Annotated in this window: 23 protein-coding genes and 1 riboswitch; of the genes, 22 read left to right on the forward strand and 1 reads right to left on the reverse strand. The window is 71.0% G+C overall.

Going from position 1 to position 22,070, the window contains the following annotated elements; translation table 11 throughout:
• The first annotated feature begins 8 nt into the window (after positions 1-8).
• From lepB (ACIQHQ_RS30425) to ACIQHQ_RS30475, 11 genes are all read left to right on the forward strand, one after another.
• On the forward strand, positions 9-734 hold the full coding sequence (gene lepB / locus ACIQHQ_RS30425; RefSeq protein WP_402617830.1) for a signal peptidase I: 726 nt from the start codon (positions 9-11) through the stop codon (positions 732-734).
• Positions 727-1,821, forward strand: a complete 1,095-nt coding sequence (gene lepB / locus ACIQHQ_RS30430) for a signal peptidase I (protein WP_402617833.1) — start codon at positions 727-729, stop codon at positions 1,819-1,821. Before lepB (ACIQHQ_RS30425) ends, lepB (ACIQHQ_RS30430) begins: the two co-directional genes overlap by 8 nt.
• A complete protein-coding gene (lepB, locus tag ACIQHQ_RS30435) occupies positions 1,709-2,671 on the forward strand; it encodes a signal peptidase I (RefSeq protein ID WP_402617836.1) in 963 nt (320 codons plus the stop codon). The genes lepB (ACIQHQ_RS30430) and lepB (ACIQHQ_RS30435) overlap by 113 nt, the downstream gene beginning before the upstream one ends.
• 51 nt (positions 2,672-2,722) lie before the next feature.
• Positions 2,723-3,502 carry a signal peptidase I gene (gene lepB, locus ACIQHQ_RS30440; RefSeq protein ID WP_402617839.1) on the forward strand — a complete coding sequence of 260 codons (780 nt, stop codon included), beginning with the start codon at positions 2,723-2,725 and terminating at the stop codon, positions 3,500-3,502.
• Positions 3,492-4,016: an NUDIX hydrolase gene (locus ACIQHQ_RS30445; protein WP_402617842.1), complete on the forward strand. Its 525-nt coding sequence runs from the start codon at positions 3,492-3,494 to the stop codon at positions 4,014-4,016. The genes lepB (ACIQHQ_RS30440) and ACIQHQ_RS30445 overlap by 11 nt, the downstream gene beginning before the upstream one ends.
• Before the next feature lie 56 nt (positions 4,017-4,072).
• A complete protein-coding gene (locus ACIQHQ_RS30450) occupies positions 4,073-4,381 on the forward strand; it encodes a DUF2469 domain-containing protein (RefSeq protein ID WP_003993268.1) in 309 nt (102 codons plus the stop codon).
• Between the two features lie 130 nt (positions 4,382-4,511).
• Entirely contained in the window at positions 4,512-4,883 is a 372-nt protein-coding gene (locus ACIQHQ_RS30455) for a YraN family protein (protein WP_402617845.1), read from the forward strand.
• Positions 4,884-6,509 (forward strand): YifB family Mg chelatase-like AAA ATPase, encoded by a 1,626-nt coding sequence (locus tag ACIQHQ_RS30460; RefSeq protein ID WP_402617847.1) that lies wholly within the window; start codon positions 4,884-4,886, stop codon positions 6,507-6,509. It begins immediately after the preceding gene.
• Entirely contained in the window at positions 6,506-7,666 is a 1,161-nt protein-coding gene (gene dprA / locus ACIQHQ_RS30465; protein WP_402617851.1) for a DNA-processing protein DprA, read from the forward strand. The genes ACIQHQ_RS30460 and dprA overlap by 4 nt, the downstream gene beginning before the upstream one ends.
• 272 nt (positions 7,667-7,938) lie before the next feature.
• Positions 7,939-8,781 (forward strand): RNA polymerase sigma factor WhiG, encoded by an 843-nt coding sequence (gene whiG, locus ACIQHQ_RS30470; RefSeq protein WP_402617854.1) that lies wholly within the window; start codon positions 7,939-7,941, stop codon positions 8,779-8,781.
• Between the two features lie 93 nt (positions 8,782-8,874).
• The gene (locus tag ACIQHQ_RS30475; protein ID WP_402618067.1) at positions 8,875-9,432 is read left to right on the forward strand and encodes a TetR/AcrR family transcriptional regulator; all 558 of its coding nucleotides are present in this window, start codon (positions 8,875-8,877) and stop codon (positions 9,430-9,432) included.
• A gap of 219 nt (positions 9,433-9,651) precedes the next feature.
• Here ACIQHQ_RS30475 and ACIQHQ_RS30480 read toward each other — a convergent pair whose 3' ends face one another.
• Positions 9,652-10,221: a peptidoglycan DD-metalloendopeptidase family protein gene (locus ACIQHQ_RS30480; RefSeq protein ID WP_402617857.1), complete on the reverse strand. Its 570-nt coding sequence runs from the start codon at positions 10,219-10,221 to the stop codon at positions 9,652-9,654.
• Positions 10,222-10,493: 272 nt separating this feature from the next.
• Between ACIQHQ_RS30480 and rpsB the strand changes: the two genes are divergently transcribed.
• The 11 genes from rpsB (at position 10,494) to ACIQHQ_RS30535 (ending at position 22,012) form a co-directional block, all read left to right on the forward strand.
• Complete coding sequence (gene rpsB, locus ACIQHQ_RS30485; RefSeq protein ID WP_402617859.1) at positions 10,494-11,411, forward strand: 30S ribosomal protein S2; 918 nt, start codon at positions 10,494-10,496, stop codon at positions 11,409-11,411.
• 181 nt (positions 11,412-11,592) lie between these two features.
• A complete protein-coding gene (gene tsf / locus ACIQHQ_RS30490) occupies positions 11,593-12,429 on the forward strand; it encodes a translation elongation factor Ts (protein ID WP_031103424.1) in 837 nt (278 codons plus the stop codon).
• A gap of 184 nt (positions 12,430-12,613) precedes the next feature.
• Complete coding sequence (gene pyrH, locus ACIQHQ_RS30495; protein ID WP_383325837.1) at positions 12,614-13,372, forward strand: UMP kinase; 759 nt, start codon at positions 12,614-12,616, stop codon at positions 13,370-13,372.
• A 166-nt stretch (positions 13,373-13,538) separates the two neighbouring features.
• Positions 13,539-14,096, forward strand: coding sequence for a ribosome recycling factor (frr, locus tag ACIQHQ_RS30500; protein WP_031120910.1), 558 nt, complete (start codon positions 13,539-13,541; stop codon positions 14,094-14,096).
• Positions 14,096-15,223 carry a phosphatidate cytidylyltransferase gene (locus tag ACIQHQ_RS30505; RefSeq protein ID WP_402617863.1) on the forward strand — a complete coding sequence of 376 codons (1,128 nt, stop codon included), beginning with the start codon at positions 14,096-14,098 and terminating at the stop codon, positions 15,221-15,223. The genes frr and ACIQHQ_RS30505 overlap by 1 nt, the downstream gene beginning before the upstream one ends.
• A 116-nt stretch (positions 15,224-15,339) precedes the next feature.
• The gene (locus ACIQHQ_RS30510) at positions 15,340-15,789 is read left to right on the forward strand and encodes an SRPBCC family protein (protein WP_402617866.1); all 450 of its coding nucleotides are present in this window, start codon (positions 15,340-15,342) and stop codon (positions 15,787-15,789) included.
• A gap of 328 nt (positions 15,790-16,117) precedes the next feature.
• Positions 16,118-17,224, forward strand: coding sequence for a 23S rRNA (adenine(2503)-C(2))-methyltransferase RlmN (gene rlmN, locus ACIQHQ_RS30515; RefSeq protein WP_402617869.1), 1,107 nt, complete (start codon positions 16,118-16,120; stop codon positions 17,222-17,224).
• A gap of 37 nt (positions 17,225-17,261) precedes the next feature.
• A riboswitch (TPP riboswitch) is annotated at positions 17,262-17,368 on the forward strand.
• Positions 17,369-17,492: 124 nt separating this feature from the next.
• On the forward strand, positions 17,493-18,530 hold the full coding sequence (locus ACIQHQ_RS30520) for a thiamine ABC transporter substrate binding subunit (RefSeq protein ID WP_402618070.1): 1,038 nt from the start codon (positions 17,493-17,495) through the stop codon (positions 18,528-18,530).
• A 38-nt stretch (positions 18,531-18,568) separates the two neighbouring features.
• Positions 18,569-20,170 carry an ABC transporter permease gene (locus ACIQHQ_RS30525; RefSeq protein WP_402618073.1) on the forward strand — a complete coding sequence of 534 codons (1,602 nt, stop codon included), beginning with the start codon at positions 18,569-18,571 and terminating at the stop codon, positions 20,168-20,170.
• Complete coding sequence (locus ACIQHQ_RS30530; RefSeq protein ID WP_402617871.1) at positions 20,170-21,189, forward strand: ABC transporter ATP-binding protein; 1,020 nt, start codon at positions 20,170-20,172, stop codon at positions 21,187-21,189. Before ACIQHQ_RS30525 ends, ACIQHQ_RS30530 begins: the two co-directional genes overlap by 1 nt.
• 25 nt (positions 21,190-21,214) lie before the next feature.
• Positions 21,215-22,012 (forward strand): maleylpyruvate isomerase family mycothiol-dependent enzyme, encoded by a 798-nt coding sequence (locus ACIQHQ_RS30535; RefSeq protein ID WP_402617874.1) that lies wholly within the window; start codon positions 21,215-21,217, stop codon positions 22,010-22,012.
• Positions 22,013-22,070: the final 58 nt, after the last annotated feature.

Below are 22,070 nucleotides of genomic sequence, written 5' to 3' on the forward strand. Positions count from 1 at the left end.
TGGCTCCGATGGACACCGAAGCACAGCCGACGGAGCGCGACCGCTCCTCCCGCCCTTCCGGTTCCGAGGCGACGACCTCGGAAGCCGCAGGGCCGGAGGACCGGTCGCGCTTCGCGTTGGTGGCGCGGGTCAGCTCCTGGGTCCCGGGCGGCCGGATCACTCTCACCCTGCTGCTCTGCCTGCTGTTCCTGCTGCTGCTCAGCACGTTCGTGCTGCGCCCGTTCCAGATCCCCAGCGGATCCATGGAGCCGGGATTGAGGATCGGGGACCGGGTTCTCGTAAATAGGTTGGCGTACCGTTTCGATGCCGCGCCGCAGCGGGGAGACATCGTCGTGTTCGACGGGACCGGGTACTTCGGGCACGCGGACTACATCAAACGCGTTGTCGGCGTGGGGGGAGACCACGTGGTCTGCTGCGACAGCGAGGGGAGGATCCAGGTGAACGGCCGGCCGGTCGACGAGTCGGGCTTCCTGTATCCCGGCGACAGCCCGTCCGCGGTGCCCTTCGACGTCGTCGTGCCCGAGGGCGCCCTGTTCGTCCTCGGCGACCACCGCGGCGACTCCAGCGACTCCCGCGACCACCTCGGATCGCCCGGCGGCGGCATGATCCCCGTCGGCGAGGTGATCGGACGCGCCGACTGGATCGTCTGGCCCTTCGGCCACGCCGGCCGGCTGCACCGCCCCGACGCCTACGCGCGCGTGCCCGCGGCCGCGAGGGCGGGCGCCCATGGGTAACCGAGGCAAACCGCGTGGCGTCCCCGCGGGCCCCGCGGAGAACCTGCTGCCCACCGGCGTCCGGCGCGCCGCCGCCCCGTCCGGCAGCGGTCGTACGCGCGCCGAGCGCCGCAAGCTCCAGCGCAAGGTCAAGCGGCGCCGCAGGCGCGGTGCCGTCAAGGAGATACCGCTCCTGGTGGGCGTCGCCGTCCTGATAGCGCTCGTGCTGAAGACGTTCCTCGTCCAGGCTTTCGTCATCCCGTCCGGCTCCATGGAGCAGACGATCCAGATCGGCGACCGCGTCCTGGTGGACAAGCTCACCCCGTGGTTCGGCTCGAAGCCGCAGCGCGGGGACGTCGTCGTGTTCAAGGACCCGGGAGGCTGGCTCAAGGACGAGCAGCCGACCACGCAGAAGACCGACCCCATCGTCGTCAAGCAGGTCAAGGAAGGGCTCACCTTCATCGGCCTGTTGCCCTCCGAGAACGAGAAGGACCTCATCAAGCGGGTCGTCGGCGTCGGTGGCGACCGGGTCAAGTGCTGCGACACGCAGGGGCGCGTCACCGTCAACGGCGTCCCGCTGATCGAGGACTACCTCCATCCCGGCGCCGCCCCGTCCGACACGCCGTTCGACATCACCGTCCCCCAGGGGCGGTTGTGGGTCATGGGCGACCACCGGAACAATTCCGCGGACTCCCGCGCCCACCAGGACACCGACTACGGGGGCACGGTCTCCGAGGACGAGGTCGTGGGCCGCGCCATGGTCATCGCCTGGCCCTTCGGCCACTGGAACATGCTGGAGGAACCGAATACGTACGCCTCCGTGTCCGACTCGGCCACCGGGTCGACCGCTGCTCCCGAACTGTCGCATAGGGTTGCCCCCTACGATTCGAACGGAACGATCCAGCTCCCGACCCCTGCGGAACTCCCGCTCGTTATGGGAGTGGTGGGCCTGCGCCGTATCGGCGGCAGGCAGCGGCACAGAGTGAGGAGTTGGCGTGGGGGATGTGGCGGTTGGCGCACGGTCCGGACACGACGGCGAGGAGCATCGCGGACGCCCCGCGCAATCCGCCGTCCCGGCCGCGGACAGCGCCGTGACCTCCGGGAATGACTCCGGGGCAGCCGAGGACGACAGGGTGACGGGCGAGCACACGACAGCCGAGGACCAGGGGCCGGGCGGCACGGCCCGGACACCGAAGAAGCCGCGTTCCTTCTGGAAGGAGCTGCCCATCCTGATCGGTATCGCGCTGGTACTGGCGCTGCTGATCAAGACCTTCCTGGTGCAGGCCTTCTCCATCCCCTCCGACTCGATGCAGAACACCCTCCAGCAGGGTGACCGGGTCCTGGTCGACAAGCTCACCCCCTGGTTCGGGTCCGAGCCGGAGCGCGGCGAGGTCGTCGTCTTCCACGACCCGGACAACTGGCTGGCGGGCGAGCCCACCACGGACCCGAACGCCCTGCAGACCTTCCTCAGCTGGATCGGCCTCATGCCGTCCTCCGAGGAGAAGGACCTCATTAAGCGCGTCATCGGCGTCGGCGGCGACACGATCCAGTGCAAGGGCACCGGCCCGCTCACGGTCAACGGCAAGGCGCTGGACGAGCGGTCGTACGTCTACGCCGGCAACACGCCGTGCAGCCAGGACGACCAGGGCGGCCAGTTCAAGGTGAAGATCCCCGAGGGCTTCATCTGGGTCATGGGCGACCACCGGCAGAACTCGCGGGACTCCCGCTACAACCAGGCCGACAAGAACCACGGCATGGTCCCGGTGAAGGACGTCGTCGGACGCGCCGTCGTCGTCGCCTGGCCGATCAACCGCTGGGACACCCTGCCGGTCCCGGACACCTTCGACCAGTCCGGGCTGAACGCCCAGCCGGCCGCCGCCGATTTGCCGGCCGCGCCGCAGGGCCTGGCCCTGGCTGGCGTGGTGCCGGTGGTGTGGTGGCGTAGCCGGAAGCGGTGATCCCGGCCATGGGCTGACCCCGGCCGGTACCCCCGGGTAGGGTGCGGACCCATGGGTGGCGAGAGCATGACGCACACGGCCCCGCGCAGCGGTGGCCCGAGCACGGGCCCGGTGGGCAGTCGGACCGGACAGCGGTTGTCCGGGCTGGCCGTCGCACTGGGCCTTGTGTTGTTCCTCGGCGGTTTCGCCTGGGGAGCGGTGGTCTACCGGCCGTACACGGTCCCCACCAGTTCCATGACCCCGACGATCGACGCGGGCGAGAGGATCCTGGCGCAGCGCGTCGACGGAGCCGAGGTCCGCCGCGGTGACGTCGTCGTCTTCAAGGACGCGACCTGGGCCAACGCGCCGATGGTCAAGCGCGTGGTCGCCGTCGGCGGTGACACGGTCTCCTGCTGCCAGGACGGCAGGCTGAAGGTCAACGGCAAGGAGATCGACGAGACGTACCTGCCCGAGGGCACCCCGGCCGAGATGAGCAATTTCCCGACCGTGGCCGTCCCCAAGGGCCGTCTCTTCCTGCTCGGCGACGAGCGCGGCAACTCCGTGGACTCCACCGCCCACCTGACCGACGCCGCCAGCGGCACGGTGGCGCGCTCCGCCGTGGACGCCCGCGTCGATGCCGTCGTGTGGCCGATGAAGGGCATGCTGGAGCGCCCCACCGGCTTCGAGCCGCTCGGCGCCCTCTCCTCGCCCGGCCCGCTGCGGACGATCACCCTTCTCGTGATCGTCGGCGCCGTGCTCGTCCTGGGCGGGGGCGCCTACGGGCCCATCGCCAAGCGCTCCGCGGCCGCCCGGGCCCGACGGGCGAGCTCGGAGCCCGCAGGTGTCCGCTGAGGCCGTGGAGCCGAGCCAGGACACCTACCGGGGCGGGCTGCGCAGGGTCGCCCGGGTCGTGCTGCTCGACCCGCAGGACCGCATCCTCCTGCTGCACGGACACGAGCCCGACGACCCGGCCGACGACTGGTGGTTCACGCCCGGCGGGGGAGTGGAGGGCGAGGAGAGCCGTGAACAGGCCGCCCTGCGGGAACTCGCCGAGGAGACGGGTATCACCGAGGTGGAGCTCGGACCGGTGCTGTGGCGGCGGAGGTGCTCCTTCCCGTTCGCGGGCCGCCGCTGGGACCAGGACGAGTGGTACTACCTGGCTCGCACGGACCGCACGACGGTCGCCGCCGCCGGGCTGACCGAGCTGGAACGGCGCAGCGTCGCCGGAGCGCGCTGGTGGACGTGTCCGGAACTGAGCCGGGCACATGAGACGGTGTATCCGACCAGACTCGCCGGGCTGCTGCGCACGCTGCTCGACGAAGGTCCCCCGGCCAGGCCTGTGATCCTTGACCCGGAAATCGTCTAGGGGCTCACCGGACTGGCGCACAATGGGGGGATCGCACGGCTGAAGGGGAACATGCCATGAGCGCCGAGGACCTCGAGAAGTACGAGACCGAGATGGAGCTGAAGCTCTACCGGGAGTACCGCGATGTCGTCGGTCTGTTCAAATACGTGATCGAGACCGAGCGGCGCTTCTACCTCACCAACGACTACGAGATGCAGGTGCACTCGGTCCAGGGTGAGGTGTTCTTCGAGGTCTCCATGGCAGACGCCTGGGTGTGGGACATGTACCGGCCCGCGCGGTTCGTGAAGCAGGTTCGGGTCCTCACGTTCAAGGACGTGAACATCGAGGAACTGAACAAGAGCGATCTGGAGCTGCCGAGCGGGTGAGCCCGCCCCGGCGTCGCGGCATCCGGTCACCCGGGTGGGCGGCGAGGTTGTCCACAGCCACTGAGCTGTCCACCAAGATCCACTTCGTGGCGGCGGGTGCCCGATCGTTGGCGCCGGAGGTGGTGCCGACATGAACGCACATCTGGCCCGCAGCGCGATGGGCAGGTACGGGGAGAGTCTGGCCGCACGGCGGCTGGCCGAGGCCGGTCTGACGGTCCTGGAGCGCAACTGGCGCTCCGGCCGCGTCGGCGAGATCGACATCGTGGCCAGGGACGGGGACGTCCTGGTCGTCTGCGAGGTGAAGACCCGCAGGGAGAGCCCCTTCGAGCATCCGATGGCGGCCGTGACCCCGCAGAAGGCGCAGCGGCTGCGGGACCTGGCGGAGCGGTGGATCCAGACGCACGGGGGCGCCCCGCCCGGCGGGGTCCGCATCGACGTGATCGGTGTACTGCTGCCCGCCCGCGGCGCCGCCGTGGTCGAGCACGTGCGGGGGGTGGCCTGAATGGCATTCGCCCGTACGTGTTCGGTCGCCCTGGTGGGCGTCGAGGGCGTGGTCGTCGAGGTCCAGGCCGACCTCGAACCCGGCGTCGCGGCGTTCACCCTGGTGGGACTGCCCGACAAGAGCCTCACGGAGAGCCGGGACCGGGTGCGCGCCGCGGTCGTCAACTCGGGCGCGGCCTGGCCCCAGAAGAAGCTCACGGTCGGTCTGAGTCCGGCCTCGGTGCCGAAGTCCGGCAGCGGCTTCGACCTGGCCGTCGCGGCGGCGGTCCTCGGTGCGGCGGAGCGAATCGACCCACGGGTCCTCGCCGACATCGTGATGATCGGCGAGCTCGGGCTGGACGGGCGGGTGCGGCCGGTGCGGGGAGTGCTGCCGGCGGTGCTGGCGGCGGCCGACGCGGGGTATGAGCAGGTGGTGGTGCCGGAGTGTGCCGCCGCAGAGGCCACCCTCGTGCCCGGGGTGTCGGTGCTGGGCGTGCGCAGTCTGCGGCAGCTGATCGCCGTCCTGGCCGACGAACCCCTGCCCGACGAGGAACAGGACGAGCTGGGCCGCCCCGACCCGCTCCTCGCCGGCCTCCGGGTCCCGGGCACGGGCGCGGCCACGGGCATGCGCAGCCTCGGTGCGACCCAGCACGACCACGGTCACGACCTGGCGGACGTCGTCGGGCAGACGTCGGCACGCACGGCGGTGGAGGTGGCAGCAGCGGGCGGACACCACCTCTTCCTCGAAGGGCCGCCCGGCGCCGGCAAGACGATGCTCGCGGAGCGGTTGCCGGCCATCCTGCCCCGGCTCGGCCGGCAGGATTCGCTGGAGGTCACCGCGGTCCACTCGGTGGCCGGCCTACTGCCTCCGGGCAAGCCGTTGATCGACGTCGCCCCCTACTGCGCCCCCCACCACTCGGCCACGATGCAGGCACTCGTCGGCGGCGGCCCGGGCACCGCGCGGCCCGGGGCGGTGTCGTTGTCTCATCGCGGCGTGCTGTTCCTGGACGAGACGCCGGAATTCAGCAGCCATGCGTTGGACGCCCTGCGACAGCCGCTGGAGGCGGGCCATGTCGTGATCGCGCGCAGTGCGGGAGTCGTGCGCTTCCCGGCGAAGTTCCTGATGGTCCTCGCCGCCAACCCCTGCCCGTGCGGCCGGTTCTCGCAGCGGGACGACCTGTGCGAGTGTCCGCCCTCGGCGATCCGCCGCTACCAGGCCAGGCTGTCCGGTCCGCTGCTCGACCGGGTCGATCTGCGCGTCGAAGTGGACCGCGTCACCCGCACCGAGCTGACCGCCTCCGGCGCCGGAGGCGAGTCGACCGCAACGGTCGCCGACCGAGTGCGGGCGGCCCGGCAACGGGCTGCCGAGCGCCTTGCCGGGACCCCTTGGCGCACGAACGGCGAGGTGCCCGGCCGTGAGCTGCGCAGCCGCTGGTGCGCGGTGCCCGGCGCGATGGACGAGGCCGAGCGGAGCCTGGAGCGTGGTGTCCTGACCGCCCGCGGACTCGACCGCGTCCTGCGCGTGGCCTGGACCGTCGCCGACCTCGTCGGCCACGACCGGCCCGACGCGACGGACGTCGCCCTCGCGCTCCAGCTGCGCACCGGGGTGCCGCGAGGAGTCCCCATGGCCATCGGGGCAATGACGTGAACGCCGTCGGCGAACCGGACGGTGAACTGCTCGGCCGTGTCCTGCTCACCCGGGTCATCGAGCCCGGTGACGAGGTCGGCGGTCGGTGGGTGCGGGAATTCGGGGTCGGAGAGGTGGTACGGCGGCTGAGGCAGGGTGGGGCCGCGCCGCCGGGGGTGAGCGCCAAGCGGTGGGCCGGGCTGGTGGCCCGGGCCGAGGCCGCCCGGCCGCACCGGGACCTGGAAGCGGCCCGGGCCGCCGGGGTGCGGTTCGTGCCTCCCGGAACAGCGGAGTGGCCGGGGCAGCTCGACGATCTCGGGGATGCCCGGCCCCTGGGCCTCTGGGTGCGCGGGCGGCCCAGTCTGCGCATGTGGGCGCTGAAGTCCGTCGCCGTGGTCGGCGCCCGGGCCTGCACCGAGTACGGGGCCCACATGGCCGCCACCCTCGCCGCCGGCCTCGCCGAGCAGGGCTGGGTGGTGGTGTCCGGCGGCGCCTACGGAGTCGACGGCGCCGCCCACCGCGGAGCGCTCGGGGCCGGTGGCGCCACCGTCGCGGTCCTCGCCTGCGGCGTCGACCGGCCCTACCCCCGCGGCCACACCCAGTTGATCAGCAGAATCGCGGAACAGGGATTGGTCATCGGCGAGTTGCCGCCCGGCGACCACCCGACGCCGAGCCGGTTCATCCTGCGGAACAGAGTGATCGCGGCGCTCACCCGCGGCACCGTGGTCGTCGAGGCCGCCCACCGCAGCGGCTCCCTGGTCACCGCGCGGGCGGCGCAGCGCCTCGGCCGGCACACGATGGGCGTCCCGGGCCCGGCCACCAGCGGACTCTCCGCCGGAGTGCACGATCTGCTGCGCGGGGAAGCCGCCCTGGTCACCGACGTCGCGGACGTCATCGAACTGGTCGGTGACATCGGAGAGCTGGCCCCCGACCGGCGCGGTCCGGTCCTGCCCCGCGACCTGCTGGAACCCGCCGCCCGGCAGGTACTCGCCGCACTGCCGGGGCACGGGACGGCCCGGCCGGACGAGATCGCCCGCTCCGCCCAGACCGCACAGGACGAGGCGATCGCGAGACTGTACGAACTCCGAGCACTCGGTTACGTCGAACGACACGGCGACGGCTGGAAGTTGACACGCCAGGCGGTGATGTCGGTCCGCGACCGTCACGGACCGTGTTGACCATCTACGTTCGGCCGTCCGGGGGAACCCCGAGAACCCTTGGAAATGCGCCCAGTTGGGCTTCTCCGGTGATCACACCGAGCGACCGTGCCGCCTCGGAAGGGCGTCCCCCGGAACGTATCTGCGCCCGCCTCCGCATCCGGCCTTCGCGCACCGCGACACCGCAGTCACGCTACGCTCACGAGGATCCCTACAGGGACAGGCAACTCGACATCGGACAGACAGATCACCCCAGCAGCACCACTCCGCAGCAGAACGGCACAAGGCGACGAATGCCCCAGCACACCTCCGGGTCCGACCGGGCGGCGATCCCCCCAGCCGCCCGTGACGGTGGCAGCGTGCGGCCGCCCGCTCCCTCGACGCTCGACGAGCTGTGGCGGTCGTACAAGGCGACGGGGGACGAGCGGCTGCGGGAGCAGCTGATCCTGCACTACTCACCCCTCGTGAAGTACGTCGCGGGACGGGTCAGTGTGGGGCTGCCGTCCAACGTCGAGCAGGCGGACTTCGTCTCGTCCGGGGTGTTCGGGCTGATCGACGCGATCGAGAAGTTCGACATCGAGCGGGAGATCAAGTTCGAGACGTACGCGATCACCCGCATCCGCGGCGCGATGATCGACGAACTGCGGGCGCTGGACTGGATCCCCCGCTCGGTGCGGCAGAAGGCGCGCAATGTGGAGCGGGCGTACGCCACGCTGGAGGCGCGGCTGCGGCGGACGCCGACCGAGGGCGAGGTGGCCTCCGAGATGGGCATCGCCGTCGAGGAACTCCACGCGGTGTTCAGTCAGTTGTCGCTGGCCAACGTGGTGGCTCTGGAAGAGCTGCTGCACGGGGGCGGCGAGGGCGGCGACGGGCTCAGCGTGATGGACACGCTGGAGGACACCGCCGCCGACAACCCCGTCGAGGTCGCCGAGGACCGGGAGCTTCGCAGGTTTCTGGCGCGGGCCATCAGTACCCTGCCCGACCGGGAGAAGACCGTGGTCACGCTCTACTACTACGAGGGCCTCACCCTGGCCGAGATCGGGAACGTCCTGGGCGTGACCGAGAGCCGGGTCAGCCAGATCCACACCAAATCGGTGCTGCAGCTCAGAGCGAAACTGGCGAGCTTCGGCCGCTGACCTGGCCGGATGCCGTCGAGTCGGCATCAACCACTCCCGTCCGGCGGGACGCGTCCGTAGAGTGTTGACGTGCCAAGGATTCGAGCGGCCTCCGTGGCCGAGCACCGGTCGATGCAGCGAGCCGCCCTGCTGGACGCGGCTCGTTCCTTGTTGTCCGAGGGCGGTACGGAGGCGCTGACCTTCCCGGCCCTCGCCGAGCGGACGGGCCTCGCGCGCTCGTCCGTCTACGAGTACTTCCGGTCTCGGGCGGCCGTGGTCGAGGAGCTGTGCGAGGTCGACTTCCCGGTCTGGGCGGCGGATGTGTCGGCGGCGATGGAGCGGGCCGGGACGGCCGAGGCCAAAGTCGAGGCGTACGTGCGCCGGCAGCTGGAGCTGGTCGGGGACCGGCGGCACCGGGCCGTGGTCGCGATCTCCGCGAGTGAGCTCGACGCGGGGGCGCGGGAGAAGATCCGGGCGGCGCACGGCGGGCTGGTCGCGATGATCGTCGAGGCGCTGGCCGAGCTGGGGCACGCGCAGCCCCGGTTGGCGGCGATGCTGCTGCAGGGCGTCGTGGACGCGGCCGTGCGGAGGATCGAGCTCGGGGCAGCGGAAGAGCCGACCGCCATCACCGACGCGGCTGTATCCATGGCTCTGCGGGGCGTGCGGGGCTGAAGGCGTCGGGGCCGGGGGGTGAGCGGTCCGGCGGAGCCGGGAGCCGCCGCGCCCGCCCGCCCGTACGGCGTCGGGGCCGGGGGGTGAGCGGTCTGGTGGAGCCGGGAGCCGCCGCGCCCGCCCGCCCGTACGGCGTGGGGGCGGGGGGTTGTGCGGTCTGGTGGAGCCGGGAGCCGCCGCGCCCGCCCGTACGGCGCGGGGCGGCACGCGGGGGCGCGGCTACGCGAGCGGCAGCAGCCTCGACGGGCCCCGGTGCAGGAGCCAGGGCGGCAGGAGCGACAGCGGGTTCAGGTAACTCTCGTCGCGGCGCAGGCCCCAGTGCACGCAGGGGGCCGCGCAGTGCGAGCCGCCCGGGTCCACCGTGCCGATCACCTCACCCGGTTCCACCTCCTCGCCCTCCTCGACCGACGCCGTCACCGGTTCGTAGGTCGTACGCAGGGGCGGGTCGCCCGTTCCCGTGAGCTCCACCGACACCACGCCCTTGCCCGCCACCCGGCCCGCGAAGGAGACCCGGCCCGCGGTCACCGCCCGCACCGGTGTTCCAGGAGTCGCCGCCAGGTCCACGCCCCGATGGCCGGGCCCGTAGACCGTCGCCGGGGGTTCCCACCCCCGTAGGACCGCCGGGCGCAGGCCGACGGGCCAGGTGCGGCCGATCGCCGGCACGGTGGCGTCCGCGGGGGGCGCATCCGCCGCGAACAGCGGTGGTGGTGGCGCCAGCAGGGCCGTCGCCGTGACGATCAGCAGCAGGATCAGGCGCGCACCGACGCGCGCACATCGCTTCGCTCGCATGCGGAAAGCGTCCCGGAGTGCCGGTGTCACCGCTCGCCGCTGTGGAGCGCCGCCCGGTTGTGGACAACGGCGTCACCCGGCACCCCGCGGGTCCCGTACACTTCTGGTGGCGACCCGAGCCATCGGGTCGACTTCGCACGCCCCGACACGAAGCCCGACAAGGGCCCGTGTCAGCGCCCCTCGGTCCCTCGTGGAACGGCGCGCAGTGGGCGTCAGGCGCGGAAGCCGTCCGGCGTCCGCGGCACAACCGAGAAATTCAAGGAGATACGGCCATGGCCGTCGTCACGATGCGGGAGCTGCTGGAGAGCGGCGTCCACTTCGGTCACCAGACCCGTCGTTGGAACCCGAAGATGAAGCGCTTCATCTTCACGGAGCGCAACGGCATCTACATCATCGACCTGCTCCAGTCGCTGTCGTACATCGACCGCGCCTACGAGTTCGTCAAGGAGACCGTCGCCCACGGCGGCACGGTCATGTTCGTCGGCACGAAGAAGCAGGCGCAGGAGGCCATCGCCGAGCAGGCCACCCGCGTCGGCATGCCCTACGTCAACCAGCGCTGGCTGGGCGGCATGCTCACCAACTTCTCGACCGTCTACAAGCGTCTGCAGCGCCTCAAGGAGCTCGAGCAGATCGACTTCGAGGACGTCGCCGCGTCCGGTCTGACCAAGAAGGAGCTTCTCGTGCTCTCGCGCGAGAAGGCCAAGCTGGAGAAGACCCTCGGCGGTATCCGCGAGATGCAGAAGGTGCCCAGCGCCGTCTGGATCGTGGACACCAAGAAGGAGCACATCGCCGTTGGTGAGGCCCGGAAGCTGAACATCCCGGTCGTCGCGATCCTCGACACCAACTGCGACCCCGACGAGGTCGACTACAAGATCCCGGGCAACGACGACGCGATCCGCTCCGTCACCCTGCTCACCCGTGTGATCGCGGACGCGGTCGCCGAGGGCCTCATCTCCCGCTCCGGTGTCGCCACCGAGGGCAAGGGCGAGAAGGCCGCGGGCGAGCCGCTGGCCGAGTGGGAGCGCGACCTGCTCGAGGGCGAGAAGAAGGCCGACGAGGCTGCCCCCGCCGCTGAGGCCGCTCCGGCCGAGGCCGCCCCCGCCGCTGAGGCTGAGGCTGCTCCGGCCCCCGAGGCTGCTCCGGCCGCCGAGGACGAGAAGCCGGCCGAGGCCGAGGCCGAGCAGGCCTGACCCGTCAGTCCGAGTTGACGGCGGGAGCGGTACCGCATCCACCAGCGCCTTCGGCGCGGTGAAGTCCGCTCCCGCCGTTAACCCGTAGGTCGGCGGACGGACAGCGCCTTCCGGCTCCATGGGGCGCATCCGCATCCGCAGATCTTCGATCTTCCAGACTTCGAGAGAGATTCACAGACTCATGGCGAACTACACCGCCGCCGACGTCAAGAAGCTCCGTGAGCTCACGGGCGCCGGCATGATGGACTGCAAGAAGGCGCTGGACGAGGCCGAGGGCAACGTCGAGAAGGCCGTCGAGGCGCTCCGCATCAAGGGCCAGAAGGGCGTCGCCAAGCGCGAGGGCCGTTCCGCCGAGAACGGTGCCGTCGTCTCGATCATCGCCGACGACAACTCCTCCGGTGTCCTGGTCGAGCTGAAGTGCGAGACGGACTTCGTCGCCAAGGGTGACAAGTTCCAGGCCGTGGCCAAGACCATCGCCGAGCACGTCGCCAAGACCTCCCCGGCCGACCTCGAGGCCCTGCTCGCCTCCGAGATCGAGGCCGGCAAGACCGTCCAGGCGTTCGTGGACGAGGCCAACGCCAACCTGGGCGAGAAGATCGTCCTGGACCGCTTCGCGCAGTACGCCGACGGCTTCGTGACGGCGTACATGCACCGCACGATGCCCGACCTGCCCCCGCAGATCGGTGTCCTCGTCGAGCTGGACAAGCCGAACGCGGAGATCGCCAAGGGCGTCGCCCAGCACATCGCCGCCTTCGCGCCGAAGTACCTCTCCAAGGAGGACGTGCCGGCCGAGGTCGTCGAGTCCGAGCGCCGCGTCGCCGAGGAGACCACCCGCGCCGAGGGCAAGCCCGAGGCCGCCCTGCCGAAGATCGTCGAGGGTCGCCTCAACGGCTTCTTCAAGGACGCCACGCTGCTCGGCCAGCCGTACGCGCTCGACAACAAGAAGTCCGTCCAGAAGGTCCTGGACGAGGCCGGTGTCACCCTGAAGCGCTTCACGCGCATCAAGGTCGGCATCTGAGTCCGTACCGCGCTCGACGCCCGGCCCCGATAGGGTCGACAGCAGTCGTCCGCGTACGCCGTCACATGAGTGGCGGACGACATCAGATCTGACGAGGAGGCCATTGCCGCATGGGATGCGAAACACGCCCCACCGGCAATGGCCTTCTTGGTATGTGCAACACGTGAAAGAGGCGGGATCCCCCATGACCACCAAGGCCCAGAAGAGCGACGACGGCAAAGTACGCGGCCGGTTTCTGCTGAAGCTGTCCGGAGAGGCCTTCTCCGGCGGCGGCGGCCTTGGCGTCGACCCCGACGTGGTGCACAAGATCGCCCGCGAGATCGCGGCCGTCGTGCGTGACGGTGCGCAGATCGCGGTCGTCATCGGCGGCGGCAACTTCTTCCGCGGTGCCGAACTCCAGCAGCGCGGCATGGACCGGGCCCGCTCCGACTACATGGGCATGCTCGGCACGGTCATGAACTGCCTCGCCCTCCAGGACTTCCTGGAGAAGGTGGGCGTGGACTGCCGGGTGCAGACCGCCATCACCATGGGGCAGGTCGCCGAGCCGTACATCCCGCTGCGCGCGGTGCGGCACCTGGAGAAGGGCCGTGTGGTCATCTTCGGCGCCGGGATGGGGATGCCGTACTTCTCCACCGACACCACCGCCGCCCAGCGTGCCCTGGAGATCGACGCCGAGGCACTGCTGATGGGCAAGAACGGTGTGGACGGGGTCTACGACTCCGACCCCAAGACCAACCCGGACGCGGTGAAGTTCGATCACCTCGGCTACGGCGAAGTGATCACGCGTGATCTGAAGGTCGCCGACGCCACAGCCGTGACGCTGTGCCGCGACAACAAGCTCCCGATCGTGGTCTTCGAGCTGCTGGCGGAGGGCAACATCGCACGCGCCGTCAAGGGTGAGAAGATCGGCACGCTGGTGGGGGAACCCGGCAGCCGGGACTGACAACCCGGGAACAACCCCGTCCGGGGGACGGACGGGACGGAGCCGGGCCGGGGGATGGACAATGTCCTGCCGGTCGGGAACCGTGCAGGAAGAAGACGCGACGCAGCCGGCCGCCGCCCCACATGGAACCGCAGCCGGGCCTACTCAAGACACGCAGGAGCAAGTGGTGATCGAAGAGACCCTCCTCGAGGCCGAGGAGAAGATGGAGAAGGCCGTCGTGGTCGCCAAGGAGGACTTCGCCGCGATCCGCACCGGCCGTGCGCACCCGGCGATGTTCAACAAGATCGTGGCCGACTACTACGGCGCGCCGACCCCGATCAACCAGCTGGCCTCGTTCTCGGTGCCCGAGCCGCGCATGGCCGTGGTGACCCCGTTCGACAAGAGCGCGCTGCGCAACATCGAGCAGGCCATCCGCGACTCCGACCTGGGCGTCAACCCGAGCAACGACGGTAACATCATCCGAGTGGTGTTCCCCGAGCTGACCGAGGAGCGCCGCCGCGAGTACATCAAGGTGGCCAAGAGCAAGGGTGAGGACGCCAAGGTCTCCATCCGCTCCGTGCGCCGCAAGGCCAAGGACGCCATCGACAAGCTGATCAAGGACGGCGAGGTCGGCGAGGACGAGGGCCGCCGTGCTGAGAAGGAGCTCGACGACACCACCGCGAAGTACGTCGCGCAGGTGGACGAGCTCCTGAAGCACAAGGAAGCGGAGCTGCTCGAGGTCTGATGAACGACTCTTCCTGGGGGGCGCCGCCACAGGCCGGGTACTGGGGGCCCACCGACCAAGGGCATGGTCAGGGGCACGTCCAGGGCTCAGGCCACGGGCACGTCCAAGGGGCCGCCTCCGCGGGCCCCGCATACGATGCGTATGAAGCGCCTCAGACTCGCCCCATGCCCATCGTGCCCGACGTGACCGCATTCGGCGGAAACCAGGATGACGACCGGGGGGCTGCTCGGCTGAGCGGCCCACCGGTCCGAAACGACACGAATCCGGAGCCCATGCCCGACGCCTCGCAGCCGGCGCCCAAGCCGCCGAAGAAGAGCGCGGGTCGCGACCTGAGTGCCGCGATAGGGGTCGGTGTCGGGCTCGGTGCGGTGATCGTCGCGTCGCTGTTCGTCGTCAAGGCCGTCTTCGTCGGCGTCGTGGCGGTGGCCGTCGTGGTGGGCCTGTGGGAGCTGACCAAGCGGCTGGAGGAACGCAAGGGCATCCGGGCGCCCCTCGTGCCGCTCGCGCTCGGCGGTGCCGCGATGGTCGTCGCCGGGTACGTCCGGGGTGCCGAGGGCGCGTGGGTGGCGATGGCGCTCACGACGCTGGGCGTCCTGGTCTGGCGCATGACGGAACCGCCCGAGGGCTACCTGAGGGACGTCACCGCGGGCGTCTTCGCGGCGTTCTACGTGCCGTTCCTGGCGACGTTCGTGGCGATGATGCTGACCGCGGACGACGGACCGCAGCGGGTGCTCACCTTCCTGCTGCTCACGGTCGTCAGCGACACCGGGGCCTACGCCGTCGGCTGGCGGTTCGGCCGGCACAAGCTCGCCCCGCGCATCAGCCCCGGCAAGACCCGCGAGGGCCTGCTCGGCGCGATCTCCTTCGCCATGGTCGCGGGGGCGCTGTGCATGCAGTTCCTCATCGACGACGGCGCCTGGTGGCAGGGTCTGGTGCTGGGTCTCGCGGTCGCGGTCACCGCCACGCTCGGCGACCTCGGCGAGTCCATGATCAAGCGGGACCTCGGCATCAAGGACATGGGAACGCTGCTGCCGGGGCACGGCGGCATCATGGACCGGCTCGACTCGCTGCTGCCCACGGCTCCGGTGGTGTGGCTGCTGCTCGTGCTGTTCGTCGGATCCGGCTGAGGCGATCCCGGTCAGCGAGCCCCCGCCCTGCCGGGCGGGGGCTCGCTGCCGTCTCGGGGAGACGCCCGGGGGGCCGAAGTGGGACGATTCAGATGTACCTCCCAAAGGAGGCCATCATGGCCATCATCCGAGAGAGCATCGACGTCGACTGCCGGCCCGAGGAGGTCTATCAGTACGTCATGGACGCCTCGCGCCTGCCGGAGTGGCAGCTGAGCGCCGTGTCCGCGGAGCGGCTCGACGAGGGGCCCGTCGGCGTCGGCACCAAGGTCCGTGTGACCCGGCACGTCGGCCGCCGCGTCATGCCGATGACCATGGAGGTCACCGAGTACGACCCGCCCCGCAGTTGGGGCATGCGCGGCGTCGACGGCCCCGTCCGTGCCCAGGTGCACGGCGAGGTCGAACCCTATGACGAGGGCCGCCGCTCGCACGTCACGATCGGCATCGACCTGGAGGGCCACGGCATGGGCAAGGTCCTGGTCCCTCTCGTCGTACGCTCCCAGGTCCGCAAGGAACTCCCGCGCAACGAGCAGCTCCTCAAGGACCGGCTGGAGCACACGGGCGGGTAGGACGTCGCCGTCCCACGGCGGGCGGCGTCGACGGCTCGGCACAGCGCCGCCGGGGGTAGCAGTGGTCCTCGGCGGGCTCTTCGCGATGTCGTTCATCGTGGGTTCGGGCTCCGCCGCAGACACGTCACTCGGTTCGCTGCAGCGTCTACGGGGCGCTGGGCGGGGTGCTCGACAAGTCCATGGCCGGGTTCTGAACCGTTGCGGCTTCCCTCGGGGTCCCTGGGCCGTCCGAGGCCGGCCGACGCCGACAGTCGGCACCCGCAGGTGACCACTCCCACCCCGCTCCGGGCCTGGGCACCCGCCGTTGATCTGCCACACTGGAAGGGTTATGCCTGCACCCGGAGAACTCACTTTCGTCGCCCCGCGCGGAGCCAAGAAGCCGCCGCGGCATCTCGCCGATCTCACTCCTGCCGAGCGCAAGGAGGCCGTTGCCGCTGTCGGGGAGAAGCCGTTTCGTGCCAAGCAGCTCTCGCAGCACTACTTCGCGCGGTACGCGCATGATCCGGAGCAGTGGACCGACATTCCGGCCGGTGCTCGTGGGCGGCTGCAGGAAGCGCTGCTGCCCGAGCTGATGACCGTCGTGCGGCATCTGTCGACCGACCAGGGCACCACCCGCAAGACGCTGTGGCGGCTGTTCGACGGGACGCTCGTCGAGTCCGTGCTGATGCGCTACCCGGACCGTGTGACCATGTGCATCAGCTCCCAGGCCGGATGCGGGATGAACTGCCCGTTCTGTGCGACCGGGCAGGCCGGTCTGGACCGGAATCTGTCCACCGCCGAGATCGTGCACCAGATCGTGGACGGCATGCGGGCCCTGCGGGACGGTGAGGTCCCCGGCGGTCCCGCCCGGCTGAGCAACATCGTCTTCATGGGCATGGGCGAGCCGCTCGCCAACTACAACCGGGTCGCCGGTGCCATCCGGCGGCTCACCGACCCCGAGCCCGACGGGGTGGGCCTCTCGCAGCGCGGCATCACCGTCTCGACGGTCGGGCTCGTCCCGGCCATCCACCGCTTCTCCGACGAGGGGTTCAAGTGCCGCCTCGCCATCTCGCTGCACGCCCCCGACGACGAGCTGCGCGACACCCTCGTGCCCGTGAACACGCGCTGGAAGGTCCGCGAGGTGCTGGACGCCGGCTTCGAGTACAGCGCCAAGTCCGGCCGGCGGCTGTCCATCGAGTACGCGCTGATCAGGGACATCAACGACCAGGCGTGGCGTGGTGACCGGCTCGGCCGGATGCTCAAGGGCAGGCCGGTGCACGTCAACCTGATCCCGCTGAACCCGACGCCCGGGTCGAAGTGGACGGCTTCCCGGCCCGAGGACGAGAAGGCGTTCGTGGAGGCCATCGCCGCCCATGGTGTGCCGGTGACGGTCCGGGACACCCGTGGTCAGGAGATCGACGGGGCGTGTGGTCAGCTCGCGGCCACCGAACGGTAGTCTGACCGTCGTAAGCACCCTCATATTCGACATCTGCATATTCCGACAGGGGAGCGCCACAGCGCTGAGAGTGCGGCACACGGCCGCAGACCCTCCGAACCTGGCCCAGGTCATTCTGGGTAGGGAGATCGGTCACCACTCGAGCTGTTGCGCCCTGCCCGGGACTCCGGAAGTCCCGGGCAGGGCCGCGTCTTCTCCTGGTCACTCCAGGAGGAATCCAGTGAGCATCAACGCAAAGCGGCTGACGGCGGCGGTCGTCGGGCTCGGCATGGCCGGCACGCTCGCCGCGTGCGGGTCGTCCGACGGCGGACAGGGGTCCGGTGACTCCAAGACCGTGACGCTCGTCAGCCACGACTCATGGGCCGCGTCCAAGGACGTCATCGCGGCCTTCGAGAAGCAGTCCGGGTACAAGGTCGACTTCCTGAAGGACGGCGACGCCGGGCAGGCCGTCAACAAGGCCATCCTGACCAAGGACAACCCGCAGGGCGACGTCTTCTTCGGCGTCGACAACACCCTGCTGTCCCGCGCCCTCGACAACGGCCTCTTCCAGTCCTACGAGCCCAAGGGCTCGGACCGGATCAAGGCCGAGTACCGCGTCGACCAGGAGCAGCACCGGGTCACTCCCATCGACACCGGCGACATCTGCGTCAACTACGACAAGAAGTACTTCGCCGACCACAAGCTGCAGCCGCCGCGCAGCTTCGACGACCTGGTCAAGCCGCAGTACAAGAACCTGCTCGTCACCGAGAACGCCTCCGCCTCCTCGCCCGGCCTCGGCTTCCTGCTCGGCACCGCCGCCGCGTACGGCGACGACGGCTGGGAGAGCTACTGGAAGAAGCTCAAGGCCAACGGTGTGAAGGTCGTCGACGGCTGGGAGCAGGCTTACAACGAGGAGTTCTCCGGCTCGGCGGGCGGTAAGAAGGCCAAGGGCGACCGGCCGCTCGTCGTGTCCTACGCCTCCTCGCCGCCCGCCGAGGTCGTCTTCGCCGACCCGAAGCCGAGCACGGCGCCGACCGGGGTCGCCGAGGGCACCTGCTTCCGGCAGGTCGAGTACGCGGGGCTGCTCAGCAACGCGAAGAACACCAAGGGCGGCAAGGCGTTCCTGGACTTCCTGCTCACCGAGCGGTTCCAGGAGGACATGCCGATGAACATGTTCGTGTACCCGGTGCGCGAGGGCGCCCAGGTGCCGCCGGAGTTCGTGAAGTTCGGGCCGCAGGCGAAGAACCCCGAGACCATGGACGCGGCGAAGATCGCCGACCACCGCGACCAGTGGGTCAAGTCGTGGACCTCGCTCGTACTGAAGTAGCCGTTCGGCGGCGGGGCGCGGCGGCGCGGTTCGGCCTGCTGGCCGCGCCCGTCGCGTTCTTCGCGGTCTTCTTCGCCTACCCCGTCGCCGCGATCGTCGCACGCGGCCTGAAGGCCGACGGGACCTGGCACCTCGGGCGGATCGCGGACGTGCTGGCGCAATCCGACGTCCGGCACGTCCTGTGGTTCACCACCTGGCAGGCGGTGGTCTCCACCGCGCTCACGCTGCTCGTCGCGCTCCCCGGCGCGTACGTCTTCGCACGCTTCGACTTCCCCGGCAAGCAGGTCCTGAGGGCGGTCGTCACCGTCCCGTTCGTGCTGCCGACGGTCGTCGTCGGTACGGCGTTCCTGGCGCTGGTCGGGCGGGGCGGGCTGCTCGACGAGCTGTGGGGCGTACGTCTGGACACCACGGTGTGGGCGATCCTGCTCGCGCACGTCTTCTTCAACTACGCGGTCGTCGTCCGCACCGTCGGAGGGCTCTGGGCGCAGCTCGACCCCCGGCAGGAGGAGGCCGCACGGATGCTCGGGGCGTCCCCGCTGAAGGCCTGGCGGCAGGTCACCCTGCCCGCGCTCGCCCCGGCCGTGGCCGCCGCCGCGCTCATGGTCTTCCTGTTCACCTTCACCTCCTTCGGCGTCGTGCAGATCCTCGGCGGGCCCACCTTCTCCACCCTGGAGGTGGAGATCTACCGGCAGACGTCCGAGATCTTCGATCTGTCCACCGCGGCCGTGCTGACCATGATCCAGTTCGTGGCGGTGGGCGCGATCCTCGCGGTGCACGCCTGGACCGTGCGACGGCGGGAGACCGCCCTGCGGCTGGTGGACGCGTCCGTGACCGCGCGCCGGCCCCGCGGCGCGGGGCAGTGGGCGATGCTCGGCGGGGTGCTCGTCACCGTCGCCTTGCTGCTCGTGCTCCCGCCGGCGGTGCTGGTGCAACGGTCTCTGGGCGCGCCGGGCCTCGGCTACTACCGGGCGCTGACCAGCGAGGACGGGGGAGTGTTCCTGGTCCCGCCGATCGAGGCGATCGGCAACAGCCTGTCCTACGCCGTCGCCGCCACGTTCATCGCCGTGGTGATCGGGGGCCTCGCCGCGGTCGCGCTCACCCGCCGGGACGCCGGGCGGTTCGTGCGCGGCTTCGACGCACTGCTGATGCTGCCGCTCGGGGTGTCCGCGGTGACCGTCGGCTTCGGGTTCCTGATCTCCCTCGACGAGCCGCCGCTGGACCTCAGGTCCTCCTGGATCCTGGTGCCGCTCGCGCAGGCGCTGGTCGGGGTGCCGTTCGTGGTGCGGACCATGCTGCCCGTGCTGCGGGCGGTGGACGTGCGGCTGCGGGAGGCGGCCTCGGTGCTCGGGGCCGCCCCCTGGCGGGTGTGGCGGGAGGTGGACCTGCCGATGGTGCGGCGGGCGCTGCTGATCGCGGCCGGGTTCGCCTTCGCCGTGTCGCTCGGGGAGTTCGGCGCCACGGTGTTCATCGCACGGCCCGACCGGCCGACGCTGCCGGTGGCCGTGGCCCGGCTGCTGGGGCGGCCCGGGGACCTCAACTACGGCCAGGCGATGGCCCTTTCGACGATTCTGATGGTGGTGTGCGCCGTGGCCCTGCTGGTGCTGGAGAGGCTCCGCACGGACCGGACGGGGGAGTTCTGATGCTGCTGGCTCTGCGGGGGGCGACGGTTCGCTTCGGAGGGCGTGCCGTGCTGGACGCCGTCGATCTGGAGGTCGCCGAGCACGAGGTCGTGTGTGTGCTCGGGCCCAGCGGCAGCGGCAAGTCGACCCTGCTGCGGGCGGTGGCCGGGTTGCAACCCCTCGACACCGGGCGGGTGGTGCTCGACGGGCGCGACCAGGCGGGCGTGCCGGCGCACCGGCGGGGCGTCGGGCTGATGTTCCAGGACCACCAGCTGTTCCCGCAGCGGGACGTGGGCGGCAACGTGGCCTTCGGGCTGCGGATGCGGGGTGAGCCGAAGCGCCGACAGGTGGAGCGGGTTCGGGAGTTGCTGGACCTCGTGGGATTGCCCGGTGCGGGCCGCCGGGCCGTCGCCGCGCTGTCCGGCGGAGAGCAGCAGCGGGTGGCGCTGGCCCGGGCCCTGGCGCCGAGCCCCCGGCTGCTGATGCTGGACGAGCCGCTGGGACAGCTCGACCGGTCGCTGAGGGAGCGGCTGGTCGTCGAACTGAAGGAACTGTTCGGCCGGTTGGGCACCACCGTGCTCGCCGTGACGCACGACCAGGGGGAGGCCTTCGCGCTGGCCGACCGGGTCGTGGTGATGCGGGACGGGCGGATCGCCCAGTCCGGGACGCCCCTCGATGTGTGGCAACGGCCCGCCGACGCGTTCGTCGCCCGTTTCCTCGGCTTCGAGAACGTGGCCGATGCGACGGTCGGGGCGGAGGCCGCGGACACCCCGTGGGGCAAGGTGCCGGTGCCGGAGGGTGCCCCGCACGGGACGCGCACGCTGCTCGTACGCCCCGCCGGAGTGCGCCTCGTGCCCGCTGGCACGGGCCTGCGCTGCACGGTGACCGCCCGCACCTTCCGGGGCACCCACGTCGCCGTCCACCTCCAGCCGGAGAACGCCCCGCGCTTGGAGGCGGCGTGCGCGCTGCGGGACGCGCCGGAGGTCGGGGACGCGGTCGGCGTGGAGTTCGACCCGGCCGAAATCGTGGTGCTCGGCTGATCGCTTCCGGCTTAGGGTGCCGGACATGACGCTGCTCGCTCACGACCGCTATTGCGACGAGATCACCCACCAGGTCGGCCTGTTGAGGTCCGTCGTGACCTCGGGCGTCGATCTGTCCGGCACCGTTCCCACCTGCCCCGACTGGTCGCTGGAGGACCTGGTCCGGCACACGGGCGGTGCCCTGCGCTGGGTGGAGTTCATCGTGCGGACCCGGGCCCAGGAGGAGGTGCCCGAGGAGCGGGTGCCGCACCTCACGGGTCCCGCGGGCCGGGGTGACGCCGCGGTGCTGGACGCGTGGCTGGCCAAGAGCGGCGAGCGGGCCGTCGCGGCGCTGCGCGAGGCCGGACCGGATACCGAGGTGTGGGCCTGGGCGGGAATCCGCAGCACCGGGTTCTGGGCCCGCCGGGTGACGCATGAGATCACCGTGCACCGCGCGGACGCCACGCTGGCCGCGGGGCTGCCCTACGAGGTCGCGCCCGAGGTGGCCGCCGACGCGGTCGACGAGTGGCTGCAGATCGTCCAGTACGTGCAGCGGACCGTGCCGGACGACGAGGTGAGGGATCTGCGCGGCCCGGACCGCAGCATCCATCTGCACGCCACCGACACCGGGCCCGGAGTGAACGCCGAGTGGCTCGTCGAGCTCACCGAGGACGGTGTCTCCTGGCGCCGGGGGCACGAGAAGGCCACCGTCGCCCTGCGCGGACCGCTCACCTCCGTGCTGCTGGCGTTCTACCGTCGGCTCCCGCTGGACGCCGAGGAGTTGCAGGTGCTCGGCGACCGGGAGCTGCTGGAGTTCTGGCTGGAGCGGGCGACCTTCGGATGAGACGGGACGTGGCCCGCCCCCGGGCCGGGGGACGGGCCACGTCACGGTGTGCGCGGGC

The organism is Streptomyces sp. NPDC092370, assembly GCF_044755265.1.
GTDB lineage: Bacteria > Actinomycetota > Actinomycetes > Streptomycetales > Streptomycetaceae > Streptomyces.

What these genes read in the sequence shown, in the direction of transcription:
- ACIQHQ_RS30455 (WP_402617845.1), top strand. Translation starts at nt 4,512, where the DNA reads ATGAACGCACATCTGGCCCGCAGCGCGATGGGCAGGTACGGGGAGAGT.
- whiG (WP_402617854.1), top strand. Translation starts at nt 7,939, where the DNA reads ATGCCCCAGCACACCTCCGGGTCCGACCGGGCGGCGATCCCCCCAGCC.
- ACIQHQ_RS30460 (WP_402617847.1), top strand. Translation starts at nt 4,884, where the DNA reads ATGGCATTCGCCCGTACGTGTTCGGTCGCCCTGGTGGGCGTCGAGGGC.
- ACIQHQ_RS30510 (WP_402617866.1), top strand. Translation starts at nt 15,340, where the DNA reads ATGGCCATCATCCGAGAGAGCATCGACGTCGACTGCCGGCCCGAGGAG.
- lepB (WP_402617839.1), top strand. Translation starts at nt 2,723, where the DNA reads ATGGGTGGCGAGAGCATGACGCACACGGCCCCGCGCAGCGGTGGCCCG.
- ACIQHQ_RS30520 (WP_402618070.1), top strand. Translation starts at nt 17,493, where the DNA reads ATGGCCGGCACGCTCGCCGCGTGCGGGTCGTCCGACGGCGGACAGGGG.
- lepB (WP_402617833.1), top strand. Translation starts at nt 727, where the DNA reads ATGGGTAACCGAGGCAAACCGCGTGGCGTCCCCGCGGGCCCCGCGGAG.
- rpsB (WP_402617859.1), top strand. Translation starts at nt 10,494, where the DNA reads ATGGCCGTCGTCACGATGCGGGAGCTGCTGGAGAGCGGCGTCCACTTC.
- ACIQHQ_RS30480 (WP_402617857.1), bottom strand. Translation starts at nt 10,221, where the DNA reads ATGCGAGCGAAGCGATGTGCGCGCGTCGGTGCGCGCCTGATCCTGCTG.
- ACIQHQ_RS30450 (WP_003993268.1), top strand. Translation starts at nt 4,073, where the DNA reads ATGAGCGCCGAGGACCTCGAGAAGTACGAGACCGAGATGGAGCTGAAG.
- rlmN (WP_402617869.1), top strand. Translation starts at nt 16,118, where the DNA reads ATGCCTGCACCCGGAGAACTCACTTTCGTCGCCCCGCGCGGAGCCAAG.
- ACIQHQ_RS30530 (WP_402617871.1), top strand. Translation starts at nt 20,170, where the DNA reads ATGCTGCTGGCTCTGCGGGGGGCGACGGTTCGCTTCGGAGGGCGTGCC.
- ACIQHQ_RS30505 (WP_402617863.1), top strand. Translation starts at nt 14,096, where the DNA reads ATGAACGACTCTTCCTGGGGGGCGCCGCCACAGGCCGGGTACTGGGGG.
- tsf (WP_031103424.1), top strand. Translation starts at nt 11,593, where the DNA reads ATGGCGAACTACACCGCCGCCGACGTCAAGAAGCTCCGTGAGCTCACG.
- ACIQHQ_RS30535 (WP_402617874.1), top strand. Translation starts at nt 21,215, where the DNA reads ATGACGCTGCTCGCTCACGACCGCTATTGCGACGAGATCACCCACCAG.
- lepB (WP_402617830.1), top strand. Translation starts at nt 9, where the DNA reads ATGGACACCGAAGCACAGCCGACGGAGCGCGACCGCTCCTCCCGCCCT.
- pyrH (WP_383325837.1), top strand. Translation starts at nt 12,614, where the DNA reads ATGACCACCAAGGCCCAGAAGAGCGACGACGGCAAAGTACGCGGCCGG.